Annotated in this window: 13 protein-coding genes; 4 read left to right on the forward strand and 9 right to left on the reverse strand. The window is 39.5% G+C overall.

The features are described from left to right. Positions 1-11 precede the first annotated feature (11 nt). The 3 genes from B4B65_RS18720 to B4B65_RS18730 all read left to right on the forward strand — a co-directional run bounded on the left by B4B65_RS18720 (position 12) and on the right by B4B65_RS18730 (position 2,831). The gene (locus B4B65_RS18720) at positions 12-560 is read left to right on the forward strand and encodes a hypothetical protein (protein WP_293917833.1); all 549 of its coding nucleotides are present in this window, start codon (positions 12-14) and stop codon (positions 558-560) included. A 198-nt stretch (positions 561-758) separates the two neighbouring features. Further along, the gene (locus B4B65_RS18725) at positions 759-1,949 is read left to right on the forward strand and encodes an MFS transporter (RefSeq protein WP_293917835.1); all 1,191 of its coding nucleotides are present in this window, start codon (positions 759-761) and stop codon (positions 1,947-1,949) included. Positions 1,950-1,952: 3 nt separating this feature from the next. Continuing rightward, on the forward strand, positions 1,953-2,831 hold the full coding sequence (locus tag B4B65_RS18730) for a DUF72 domain-containing protein (protein WP_293917837.1): 879 nt from the start codon (positions 1,953-1,955) through the stop codon (positions 2,829-2,831). Positions 2,832-2,913: 82 nt separating this feature from the next. On the opposite strand, the gene B4B65_RS18735 is transcribed toward B4B65_RS18730, so the two are convergent. The 3 genes from B4B65_RS18735 to B4B65_RS18745 form a co-directional block, all read right to left on the reverse strand. Next, entirely contained in the window at positions 2,914-3,993 is a 1,080-nt protein-coding gene (locus B4B65_RS18735; protein ID WP_293917839.1) for a tetratricopeptide repeat protein, read from the reverse strand. A gap of 36 nt (positions 3,994-4,029) precedes the next feature. Beyond that, positions 4,030-4,656, reverse strand: a complete 627-nt coding sequence (locus tag B4B65_RS18740; RefSeq protein ID WP_293917841.1) for a hypothetical protein — start codon at positions 4,654-4,656, stop codon at positions 4,030-4,032. A gap of 113 nt (positions 4,657-4,769) precedes the next feature. After that, a complete protein-coding gene (locus B4B65_RS18745) occupies positions 4,770-5,576 on the reverse strand; it encodes a C40 family peptidase (protein ID WP_293917843.1) in 807 nt (268 codons plus the stop codon). Between the two features lie 125 nt (positions 5,577-5,701). On the opposite strand from B4B65_RS18745, the gene B4B65_RS18750 reads away from it, so the two are divergent. Beyond that, complete coding sequence (locus tag B4B65_RS18750; RefSeq protein ID WP_201678546.1) at positions 5,702-6,175, forward strand: universal stress protein; 474 nt, start codon at positions 5,702-5,704, stop codon at positions 6,173-6,175. Position 6,176: 1 nt separating this feature from the next. Here the strand turns inward: B4B65_RS18750 and B4B65_RS18755 are convergent, their stop codons facing one another. From B4B65_RS18755 to B4B65_RS18780, 6 genes are all read right to left on the reverse strand, one after another. Next, entirely contained in the window at positions 6,177-7,349 is a 1,173-nt protein-coding gene (locus B4B65_RS18755) for an RsmB/NOP family class I SAM-dependent RNA methyltransferase (RefSeq protein ID WP_293917845.1), read from the reverse strand. 26 nt (positions 7,350-7,375) lie between these two features. Then, positions 7,376-8,662, reverse strand: coding sequence for an ABC transporter substrate-binding protein (locus tag B4B65_RS18760; RefSeq protein ID WP_293917847.1), 1,287 nt, complete (start codon positions 8,660-8,662; stop codon positions 7,376-7,378). After that, entirely contained in the window at positions 8,619-10,169 is a 1,551-nt protein-coding gene (gene guaA / locus B4B65_RS18765) for a glutamine-hydrolyzing GMP synthase (RefSeq protein WP_293917849.1), read from the reverse strand. Before guaA ends, B4B65_RS18760 begins: the two co-directional genes overlap by 44 nt. A 209-nt stretch (positions 10,170-10,378) precedes the next feature. Then, the gene (gene pyrF / locus B4B65_RS18770; RefSeq protein WP_003004260.1) at positions 10,379-11,212 is read right to left on the reverse strand and encodes an orotidine-5'-phosphate decarboxylase; all 834 of its coding nucleotides are present in this window, start codon (positions 11,210-11,212) and stop codon (positions 10,379-10,381) included. Positions 11,213-11,253: 41 nt separating this feature from the next. Next, the gene (locus tag B4B65_RS18775) at positions 11,254-11,853 is read right to left on the reverse strand and encodes a TlpA family protein disulfide reductase (RefSeq protein ID WP_293917852.1); all 600 of its coding nucleotides are present in this window, start codon (positions 11,851-11,853) and stop codon (positions 11,254-11,256) included. Between the two features lie 15 nt (positions 11,854-11,868). Next, positions 11,869-12,612 carry an RluA family pseudouridine synthase gene (locus tag B4B65_RS18780; protein ID WP_293917854.1) on the reverse strand — a complete coding sequence of 248 codons (744 nt, stop codon included), beginning with the start codon at positions 12,610-12,612 and terminating at the stop codon, positions 11,869-11,871. Positions 12,613-12,695: the final 83 nt, after the last annotated feature.

Raw genomic sequence — 12,695 nt, forward strand, 5'->3', positions numbered from 1 at the left:
ACAGCATAGAAATGAATAATCTTGTATATAAAGTACTGATGGTGATAGGATGCGGTGCTTTATGCTTAACGAGCTGTAGTCAGCCTGCTTCTAAAACAAATAGCGGAAGTGACCAGTATTACTTTTCACTGGATAGTTTTTTTCGTTCCGAAACCTCAAGGTTACAAAAAGAGAATCCGCTCATATCCAAGACGGTTGCTAAGGATGATGAAGAGGAAAGTAAATCCGTAAAAATTAAGAATTGGGAGAATGAACTTTCAGCCTTTACCTCTTCAGATATCAATAAAAGGGCGAATGTAGGATTGTATAAAGTAGAAAACAGAGATTGTGATATTATCTATACTGCTTTACAACCAGGCCTCTCTGTCCAGAAGATTATTATAAGAGAAAATCATCAGGGTGAAGTGAAAGCTATTCAGATTGAAAAGATCACGAACAATATCTTATATAGCACGGAAGAAAATCTGACTTACACAGTAGATTCAGCTTATGTAATAGCTAAAAAACAGCACATTAAACTGATGGGAGAGAATAGCTACCATGTATCAGGTAAATTCTAAGTCCTGATCCTTCAAGTAAAAATTTATGAGAGCCTTCCTGATCCGGGGAGGCTTTCTTATTTAATCTTAAAACTTCACCTATTGATATTCTAACTTTACTTTAATTGGACATTTTAAATAGTAATTTTATCAGCTCAAACGTCAGCTTTTGCTGATTTGCCGTCCGGCACCTGAAAAACAGAATTGAAAAACAAAAACATGAGTATTAATACAAAATCCCAACTTACTCCTTCTCTCCTATGGCTCATGGCTATAGGAAGTGGACTGGTAGTCGCAAATAATTATTATAATCAACCTTTACTCGCTCTGATGGCGAAAGATTTTGAGGTGTCAGAAGCCAGGATCAGCAATATCGCTATGTTGACGCAAATCGGCTATGCTTGCGGACTTCTGTTTATTGTTCCTTTGGGGGATATGGTCAGACGTCGTAATCTTATCCTGATTGATTTTATATTTATTATTGCCTCGCTTATCGGAATGGCGATGACTAAATCTGTTGACTGGTTGTTTCCGTTGAGCTTTATGGTAGGTTTTACATCTGTAGTACCTCAGATTTTTGTTCCCATGGCAGCAGAGCTGGCCAGTCCTGATAAAAGAAGTTCGGCTATAGGAATGGTCATGAGTGGTCTGCTGATCGGGATTTTACTATCCCGAGTTGTCAGCGGCATTATAGGGGATTATTTCGGATGGCGGGAAATGTACTGGGCTGCTGCAGGCTGTATGGTCGTATTAGGTATACTGATCGCTGTTAAACTTCCGGGAAACAGCCCATCTTTTACCGGCTCCTATAAGGACCTGATGAAGTCATTAGTCCGGTTGACACGGACACAGCCCGTATTAAGATTAGCGGCATTCAGAGGAGCAATGGGATTTGCGGGATTCAACGCATTCTGGACTACACTTGTTTTTCATATGGAAGGAGCTCCTTTCCACGATGGTCCTGCGGTGGTAGGTTCGTTTGGCCTTGTGGGAGCTGCCGGAGCTTTGGGTGCTGCCTTTGTAGGCCGATTTACAGGAAGATTTACTTCTTTTCAGATTATTCTGTACGCAATTATTATGATGATTGTAAGCTGGATTGTCTTTTACTTTGGCGGCTATACCTATGTGGGATTGATCATTGGAATTATTTTGGTAGATTTAGGTCTGCAATCGATGCATATCATGAATCAGTCCAGCTATTTTGCACTCAATCTCGGAGCAAATAACAGACTGAATACGGTATATATGGTCACCTATTTTATAGGCGGATCAACTGGCACCTATCTGGCTGCACAGGCCTGGAAATATCAGCAATGGACAGGTGTGGTAGTCGTTGGTACTTTTTTTACCGCATTAGCATTGGCAGCACATCTGTTATTTGATAAAAAGATTAATAATAAAACAGTATAGCATATGAAATTTGGTCAGGTAAATAATCCGGAAGATATAGATTTTTCTCTTCCTTCTACTCCTCCTGAAACACTGGAAGTACTGAGTAAGGGAGATAACAGCAAGCCATTTGAAGTGTATATAGGTTGTGCAAAATGGAATAAAACAGATCTGAAAGGTTTCTATCCACGTGGTACAAAAGACGAATTAGCGTACTATTCTACTCAATTTAACAGCATTGAGCTTAATGCTACTTTTTACAATTCTCCTTCAAAAGAACAGGTGGAGACATGGAAAGAAAAAACTCCTGCAGATTTTAAATTCTTTCCAAAAATTCCGCAATCCATCAGTCATTACAGCAGATTGCTTAACACCAGTGAGAAAGTAACCGCCTTTACAGATGCTGTTGCACTGTTTGAAGAAAAACTGGGCATGGTTTTCCTGCAGATGATTGATAATTTCAAACCGAAAGATTTTCAGCGTCTGGAAGATTTTGTCCGTGAATTTCCGAAGGGCATTCCTCTGGCTGTCGAGGTACGTAATGCGGAATGGTTTTCAGATCCAGAAGTGCGGGAGAAACTTTACAAGACTTTACAGCAATATCAGGTATCCAATGTATTGGTCGATACTGCAGGGAGAAGAGATATGTTGCATATGCGCATGACCACACCTACAGCATTTATCCGATATGTAGGAGCCAATCACAGCAGTGATTACAGCAGACTGGATGAATGGATAGAGGTAATCAAAAAGTGGCGGTCAGCAGGATTAGAGAAGTTGTATTTCTTTATTCATCAAAATATTGAAGTGGAATCTCCCCTTCTCGCCAATCATTTTATCAAAAAACTGAATGATGCCTTTGATCTGGATATCCGCAGTCCACAAAAGAACGAATTATTTTAATGCTATTATTAGCCAAATGGTGCTGATACAAAAAAATCCTTGCTTGAGAATACAGCAAGGATTTTTTATAGTGGAAGTTCGATTAACCTTCCTGCTCTAATTCTTCAAATTTCCTGAGATCTATACGTGCTCCTTCTTCATCTCCCAGCTTTTCTTTCACGGAAGCCCGATATTGGTACAGATCAGAATAATGCGGATTGAGACGTATAGCATGATCATAATCCTGCAAAGCCCCTACCCAATCTTCCATTTTCTCCAGCAGCTCTGCACGTAAGGTATAGGGATAAAAATCTTCCTCTGTGAGACTGATCCATCGGTCATAATCCAGTTTAGCTAATTGCAGATTTCCAGTCTTCTCATACAGGGTTGCCCGCTCTTCAAAAACAACAGCATTATTCTGCTGCAGATTTTCCGCATACCTGAAATCTTCTAAAGCCAGTTCACTCATTCCAATTGCTACAAATAATTTAGCCCGATATATATACGCCTGAAAATTATCCGGTGCTAATAAAATTGCCTTGTCAAAATCGAATAAAGCATCGTCATAGCGCAAAAGCCGGGTCTGCAATGCTCCCCGATATACATATAATTCAGCAAGTTCAGGTTGTAAGGAAATAGCAAGTGTATAGTCGTCCAAAGCTCCCCAATACAAGAATGAATATACTTTCTCCAGCGCTCTGTTGATCAAATGATTGACTTTAGAAGGTTCCTGCTTGACCAGTAGATTCAGTTCGCTCAGCTGATCATTATTATCAAGATGTTCGTGTTCGAATTCACGTTGCTCCAGCCACTCAAAAAAGGAATAATAATTGAAATCAAGTTTTTTAGCCACCTGATAATCATAAAAAGCACCCTCATCGTCTCCCATCAGGGAATTCAACAAGCTGCGGCAAGCATGAAAAAAAGGCTGTTCTGCAAAATCCTCAATCCCTTTTGTATAGTAGCCATGTGCTCCTTCCAGATCGTCTTTGGTATAACAGTTTATAGCTGATACGGCCAGAGAAATCGCAGGAGAATCAACCATGCTAATACGATACTCTCTTTTGTTTTCAGGTAGAGGAAACAGATATAAACCCGTCAGGAGAAAAGATATATTCTGATCCAGACCTAAATGCTTGAATTGTTTTTTCAATCTTAAAATTTGATCATCCAGGTTATCCATACTTCAAAAATACTCAAAACTTTTGTAAGAAAGTTCTTAATTCATATAAAACGAAACACGTATTGCTGCACCTTTACGGCCTTTATCATATAAATAAAAGCCTTCTCTGATCATGTTATCCACTTCCGGAGAAGGTGCGGTAATCTCATAGTAATGCACAGTATCCTTATTGTCATCTATTTCCGTTCTGCTCAGTTTGTACTGCTTGTTATCTACTATTCGCTGATAATCTTCGCCATAACCTTTTCCGAAAAAGGAAGAGGTAATCCAGACCATTTTTTGAAGCAATTCGGATGTATTTTCAAATGGAATATCTGTTTCCAGATAAGCATCATATATAAAATGATCGCAACCTCCAATCATCAGTTGCAGACGGTCGCCATTACGCAGGTTGACAGTAAGCTGATGAGCAGTGGTATCCCAGCTACCTTTGAGAGCAGGATCAAATTCCAAGACGGCATCCTTTGTCAATCGTTCCATATCATTGTCGAAGATGCAGTCATCTACTGCAGTTGCTATCGTATCCTTTTTAGCTATTGAATCTGCTTTTAAGGCAACAGCCGTATCCGATTGACTTGCATTCTTAATATTACTGTTAGATTGGCACCCTGCTAAAAAGCAAATACCTGTAAGAAGAAAAGGCACTATAATTTTAAAATTCATTCCAGTCAAATGATGTAATTTTTAAATAAAAATTCCTGATTATTTATTGTACTAAATATTTTATCATTAAAATCAGTGATAAANNTTTATCACTGATTTTAATGATAATAATGTTATATATATCGTTTTACAATGCGCAGCCTGTGCGTGTATTTATTCCAGTCCTTATTAAAAATCCCTTCAGAATCCATCTTATCAATTCTTATTTTGGCAGAGGCATGAATAATACGTTCACTATCCAACATAATACCGACATGAGTAATTCGCCCTTCTGCATTATCAAAATAGGCCAGATCTCCGGCTTTTATTTCAGGAAGAAAATCTACAATAGTCCCCTGCTCAGCCTGTTGATATGCATCTCTGGGCAATTGCAGATTAAAATGTTTGTACATTAATTGCGAGAACCCGGAGCAATCTATACCAGCCTTTGAACGCCCTCCCCACAGATACGGAACGGCTTCGTATGCACGGGATATTGCGGCTATTTCTGTCCCGAAGGAATTCGTATCCGGTTCAAATACATCACCTTCAATATTATAGTTCACAGCACCGATTTTCATTGTATTATCCTGACCGGTATACACGTAAGTACCATGGACTAATTGTATGCGTACAAAGCCTGAAACAGCATAAGCCCCTGATAGTCCCACCAACAGACGTTTTGAAGAATAATGTGAGCTGTACTCCTCTATTGAGACATAGGCAAACTGTCCCAACTGTAACCAGCCCTCATAACTATCGAGGTCTGTTTTTATATATGCCCAGTCTGCGGTTTCTTCCAGAACCTCAAAGCATTCTCCAAACAATAATTGTGATACCATTTCACTGCGATGTGCAGCTTCTGCCCTCAAAGGTACAATAGAAAGATTACAGATTCCAAAAGCCATAATATCAATAGTCTGTAGAACAGTACTAAACATACAGTTATCTTGATACCGTATATCTATGTTTGTTCATTGCTAAAAACAAATTATATAGATATGAAACAAAATGCTTATTTCATATGTTTTATTCCTACGAAGATAATCCTTTAAAACGAAATATTATGACTACAGTACATCCAAAATTCCAACGTGTTCTTGTAGCGATCGACGATAGTCCTTGCTCATTAAAAGCTATTGAGTATGCAAAAGAAGTTACTAAATTATTAAAAACTTCTATTGCTTTAGTTACAGTAGTTCCACCCGCGACACCAGCGAGCTATGGCGCAGATCCGCTTTTGGGACAACAACCGATTATTGTACCTGAAGTTACGGAGATACAGGAAAAATCAGCTCAGGAATTTCTGGAAAGAATAAGCCGGGAATTTGAAGAAGCGAATGAAGTTTTTGTGTTCAACAAGGTGGGCTCTGTCAAACAGGAAATCCTCTCTGTAGCACAGGAATGGGCTGCTGATCTGATTATAATGGGCTCAAATGGCCGTACAGGATTTGATCATTTTATTTCAGGAAGTGTATCTGAAGGTGTAATACGCAAATCATTATGTCCGGTCATGGTGATTCCGGGAAAAGCAGAATAAGTTACTTTTTACGTAACCGGGCCGCAAACATGGTGTCGGCCTGCTGTTCGTACCCCTTCAATGTAACCATTTCCTCGAGCTCACAGCCCAGATGTTCACAGATAAAGTTAACGACGTCCTCATTCTCTTCTTTAAAAACAGAACAGGTGATATATAACAAGGTTTTACCCGTTTTGAGGTGACGTAATACATTCTTCGCAATCTGACGTTGCAGTACGGAGAAATTAGCGATAGTGGATTCCTTAAACTGCGATATCATCTCCGGCGTTCTTCCCCATGTACCAGAACCGGAACAGGGCGCATCCAGAATGATGCCATCAAACAACTCTTTATTTAGTATCGTTAACGGATCATGTGTAAGATCAATAACCTTTTTACGGTAATTTTTGATTCCGGCCAAATCAAAACGCTCATCCAGATTACGGAGTATACTCATACGGATATCAGACACCAGTAATTTTACGGATGGATATTTATCCAGAAAAAGAAGAGCCTTTCCTCCCGATGCGGCACAGGCGTCCCACCAGCTTTCACCATCTTTTGCTTCTATCAGATCAATCGTCTTTTGGGAAGACAGATCCTGTACTTCATAAAGTCCGGATAATCCTTTCAACTGCTGCAGATTTGTTCCGTTACGTAAGGCTAATGTCTGTGGACGAACATTCTCAAATGCAACTCCTGCTTCTGTAAGGATATGCTTTACTTTAGCTTCTGATCCTCTTTTCAATCGGATAAACAGATCCGGTTGTATCAGTTGACTTTGCAGGAACAGCTCTGTATCAATAGGAGCTGACAAATGTTGTTGTAAAGGAAATAGGTCTGAGCGGTTTATCAAATCCTGGCTAACCAAAAAATCGATCTTATCGGAAACAGAATCTCCTAATCGTGAAGTCCAGTCAGGTTTGTAATAAGAAACGACCGTACTCTCTGTCTCACACAGAAATTCAGCAAGCACAACCCGATCTGTAACCGAAAGTTGTGACGCTGCTTTACCTAATCTGAAAAAGTTATAGCAAAGCCTGGAAGTCATCCGTCTATCGGATGACCCCATCTGCTTGTTATCTTTAAAAAACTGTGTTAAAAACCTTGAGAACGGTTCTTTATTCGGATATGAAGACAGCGCACGTTCAAAATTGCGAATTTGCTGCCCTATACGTCTTACGTTGACCTCCATTAGCTTACCCAATAGTATAAGGGTTATTATTTTGATTGAAATGCACCATTACGGTACACTAAGAAACCAACCGCATTGTTGACATATCCCCATGCAGCATTATACTGAAATTTAAAGGAATTAGACAATCCGTCAAATTCTTCACTTTCTACATGTGAGGCGTAATCTTTACCATATTTGGCAATCAGTCTTCCAAAGTATTGAGCGGCATCATACCCTTTAAATGAATATTCTGATGGCTCTACTCCATAAGTATCCTTATATGTTGTCTTAAATTTACGCACGGCAGATGAATACGAAGAAAGTACAAATGAAGAACTGATCGTTATCGAATAGTCATCAACATTACTGAATGCCTTAAAGTCAAACTTATCCCATGTCGGATGTCCGAAAATCGCAAATTTGTAAGGTGATTCCAGGTTTTTAGCATCCAGATTACTCAATAATGCTCTAAGCTGTACTGCACTTGTAGTACCTGTGACAATAATATTTTTACCTGTCTGTGTCAGTGACTGATTCAGTTGATCTATGCTCGTCACCGAACGTACATCCAGTTTTTTCTTTGCTCCTGCTATTTCTGTATCAAATCCTGTAAGGAACTGTTTGTGGTCTGCATCTCCGGTATTGTAGACAATGACAACATCTCCGGTATTGTACTCCTTGATAATCTCTTTTGCCATCTCCCGCATATGTACGCGTATCGGCGGAGTCAGTGACACAAGGTTAGGATTATTAAATTCTGTAGGCATAGTAGCTGCCAGCGGCGATACCTGCAGAATTTTCCTGTTTACAGAATTTGCACCGAAAGTTTTAATCTCTTTAGGATAAACAGGACCTACAATCAATGAAGCATACTGCACATCATCGGATTTGGCAATCGCTGTAGTACGTACCACATCATCCCGGGAATCCAGCACATTTAAGGTAAAATTGGTTCCTTGCTTTGCCAGATCATCTAATCCGGTCTGAAATCCCTGATAAAAGTCCAGTGCCAATGCTGCACGCTTGACATCATTTTCAGATAAAAGATTGGTATTGACAGAAGTCAGCTGGAAAGGAAGAATCAGGGCTATCTGATTTACCATAGCCCTTTTTGCTGCCGCCTTTTGCTCTGCCGGTGACAATTCTTTTACCGTGGTCTTATCTTTATCCTTTTTCTCTGTTGCAGCACCTGTATTTCCACCTTTATAATCAGGTGAACGAAGTACGCCAGTTGTCTTAGGAGAACATGATGTAACAGCCAGTAAAAGTGCTGCTAACAACAGTAAATTATTCCCACTCAATCGTTGCCGGCGGTTTGGAACTGATATCATATACAACTCTGTTGATTCCTTTAACATGATTAATGATTTCGTTAGAAATTTTTGCCAGAAGATCATATGGCAAGTGAATCCAGTCTGCAGTCATACCGTCCAATGAACCTACAGCACGCAAACTTACCACATGCTCATATGTACGTTCGTCTCCCATTACACCTACAGATTTCACCGGAAGGAATATGGTTCCTGCCTGCCATACTTTATCGTACCATCCGGATTCTTTCAGATTACGGATGTAGATATCGTCTGCCTCCTGTAAGATACGTACACGATCCGGAGTAATATCTCCCAGAATGCGTATTGCCAGTCCCGGTCCCGGAAAAGGATGTCTTCCCAGAATAGCCGGATCTACATTCAATGTTTTTCCTACTTTACGTACCTCATCCTTGAAAAGTGTTTTCAGTGGTTCTACAACCTTTAACTTCATAAAGTCCGGAAGACCACCCACATTATGATGTGATTTGATCGTCGCTGAGGGGCCTTTTACTGATATAGATTCAATGATATCAGGATAGATTGTACCTTGTCCCAACCATTTAGCCTCTACTCCTTCAGGTAATTCTTTTTGAATCTCTTTTGCCGCTTCATCAAAAACATCTATAAAGGAGGCACCAATGATCTTTCTTTTTTGTTCAGGCTCTGAAATGCCGGCCAATCTGCTATAGAATAAGTCTTTAGCATTGATTCCTTTAATATTCAGTCCCATATTTTTATACGAATCCAACACCTGCTCGTATTCGTCTTTACGAAGTAATCCGTGATCCACGAAAATACAGTGAAGATTTTCACCGATTGCCTGATGCAATAATACGCCTGCTACAGTAGAATCGACACCACCCGAAAGTGCTAAAATCACATGGTCATTACCTAATTGTTTTTTAAGGTCTGCAACTGTAGTTTCTACAAAAGCATCAGCAGTCCAGTCCTGTTCGCATCCACAGATATCAACCACAAAGTTTTTAAGCAATACCTGACCATCAGTGCTGTGTGTCACTTCAGGGTGAAACTGAATACCAAAAGTCTGTGTACCTTCTACCTGATAAGCTGCTACTCTTACTTTATCTGTACTGGCAATAATCTTAAAGTTTGCCGGAACATCTTTGATCGTATCTCCATGTGACATCCAGACCTGGGACTGGGTCGGTACTCCTACCAATAATGGATTAGCATCATCTACAAATTGTAAATTAGCACGTCCGTACTCTCTGATTTCCGAAGGTAATACCTCGCCTCCGGATTGCTGTGCAATATATTGTGCTCCATAACACACTCCTAATAACGGAAAACGGTCCTGAATAGATTTAAAATCTATTTGTGGTGCATCTTCCTGGCGTACCGAGTACGGACTCCCTGAGAAAATAACACCTTTTACTGTTTCATCAAATTCTGGAAGATGATTAAAAGGATGGATTTCGCAATACACACTTAGTTCACGCACACGTCTGGCAATCAACTGTGTATACTGTGAACCAAAATCAAGAATAATAATTTTTTCTGGCATGGGCCAAAGTTACGGATTTGTACTGAAATATGATTCTATAAAAACAATATAACGACAAAAGTAGTTTGAAATTATCTGTTTACCGCTGAGATGTTTATCAGCAACATATTCAGAAAGCAGAATCGGTTTATTTTTTTCTTTAAGAAAGGAAAAACACAAAAAAAGCTGCTTTATATTTTAAAGCAGCTTTCTGTATACTTTTTTATAACTTAAATAATGCCATGTAGCACTAATTGCTGCTCCATCTCTTTCTGAAGAATCAATGCCTCTTCTCTGGCACGCTCGGCGAAGTCTTTTCCATTTGACGCATAGATAATACCACGAGTACTATTAACCAGTAATCCACAATCCTTATTCATACCATATTTACAGACATCTTCCAGACTTCCTCCCTGTGCACCTACACCCGGTACAAGCAGAAAATGATCCGGTGCATGCTCACGTATCTTGATAAATCCTTCACCGCGGGTTGCACCTACTACATACATAATCTGCTCGTCCGATCCCCAGGTATTTACTTTATCCAATACTTCTTCAAACAACTGTTTTCCGGAGGAATTGGTGAAATTCTGAAAATCCAGACTTCCCGGATTAGAGGTAAGTGCCAATACTATAGCCCATTTACCTTCAAAATCTAAAAATGGTGTGACCGAATCTTTACCCATATAAGGAGCAATAGTAATCGAGTCAAAGCTCATACCCGAGTTTTGCTGATCGAAAAATGCACTTGCATACATTTTTGACGTATTACCAATATCTCCACGCTTGGCATCTGCTATACTGAAACAATCCTGAGGCAAAGCTTCCCAAGTCTTGCGCAGAGACTCCCAACCCTTTACTCCATAGCTTTCATAGAAAGCAATATTAGGTTTATACGCTACACAAAGATCCTCTGTCGCTTCTATAATGGCTTTATTAAACGTAAAGATAGGATCTTCATTATCCAGTAAATGTTCAGGGATCTTAGTCAGATCTGTATCCAGACCTACACACAGAAATGAACGCTTTGTTTTGATTTGTTGAATGAGCGCTGCTCTGGTCATATTAAAAATTCAAAGTAAAAATTGAAAAGTAAGGAAGGATCTTATTTATTAATCAGTTCCTGTATAAAATCCACAACTTCTTTACGGCTGTAATCAGCCATTCCTTCATGTCTGGTTACTATTTCTCCTGCTTTATCCAGTATCAATGTGGTTGGAATAGAACCTCCTAACCAGGTCTGCGGAATCTCTCCTGCAGGAAAGTGTACAGGCATTGTCAGTTTTTCTTCCTGCATAAACTGCTGTGCTTTCTCTGTATCGTTTTCTATTTCTACTATCAGAAAAGCTACTTTATCGTTGTTTTTAAACTTGTCATACAGCTTTTGGATAGACGGCATTTCTGCTTTACACGGAGGACACCAGGTTGCCCAAAAATTAACAAACACCACTTTTCCTTTGAGATCATGCGTCTGAATAGTTTTGCCTGAAGCATCCACAAAAGCAAGGTTAGGTTCTCCTGCTTTTACAGCATTGGCCCCTTCAGGTATGGAGTCAGGTGTTTTCGGCACTTCAAGCTTAGGTTTGAACAGGCCTATCTTCATAAGTCCCTGCTGAAAATAAGCACGACTCGTCGGCCACACCAGCAATGCGATCAGCACAACGAAAACTACATTAATTACAATTTTTTTAGTTTTTGGATTCATCACAAAATAAATAACTTAAGCATCAAATTTTTCTAACTGTTTGAGTAAGATAGCGAAATCCTTTGGATATTCGGCCTCAAACTCATAAGACTTATCTGCAACTTTAAAACGCACCTTTTTGGAATGTAATGCAAAGCGTTTCATGATGGGTTGTTCTTCTTCGTCCTTTGACAATGTAAATCCACGCTTTTTGATTTGAGAAAGATAAACCGGTTTTCCTCTATACATACTATCTCCTACAATCGCCGCATGTTGTGTCGCCAAATGGATACGAATCTGGTGCATACGTCCCGTAATCGGTTTGCACTCCACTAACGTAAAGTGCTTAAAGTATTGTATAGAATTAAAGATCGTCTCAGCAGGTTTACCATTATATCGGTCAATGGTTACATTCTTATTTCCCTGATTAAGAATCGGGAGATCTATTTTGAGATCCTGGAAAATATGAGTTCCTTCTATAATAGCATGATAGGTTTTATCTACCCGTCTTTTTTCAAATTCTATAGAGATCAAACGGTAAGTTTCAGGGTTTTTAGCGATAAGAAGTATACCAGACGTCTCCTTATCCAGCCGATGACAAATCTGTGCCTCGGCATAGTATTTCTTAGCCAGACGCAGTATATTGACTTCTCCGCCTTCACGCTCGTCAAGCGAGGCTATAAAAGGAGGTTTATTGATTACAATAATATTTTCATCTTCATGAATGATCAGATCAGTGAACTTCGGAAATTTAAAGAGTTTAGCTTCGCTTTGCTTCATCCTGCAAATTTACAAAATACCTTTGAGATAGCTGCGATTTACCTTTGCGCATAAGGTCGACAAGCATTTATTAGGGTTTTAAA

Source organism: Sphingobacterium sp. UBA5789 (genome assembly GCF_002418355.1).
Taxonomy (GTDB): Bacteria; Bacteroidota; Bacteroidia; order Sphingobacteriales; family Sphingobacteriaceae; genus Sphingobacterium.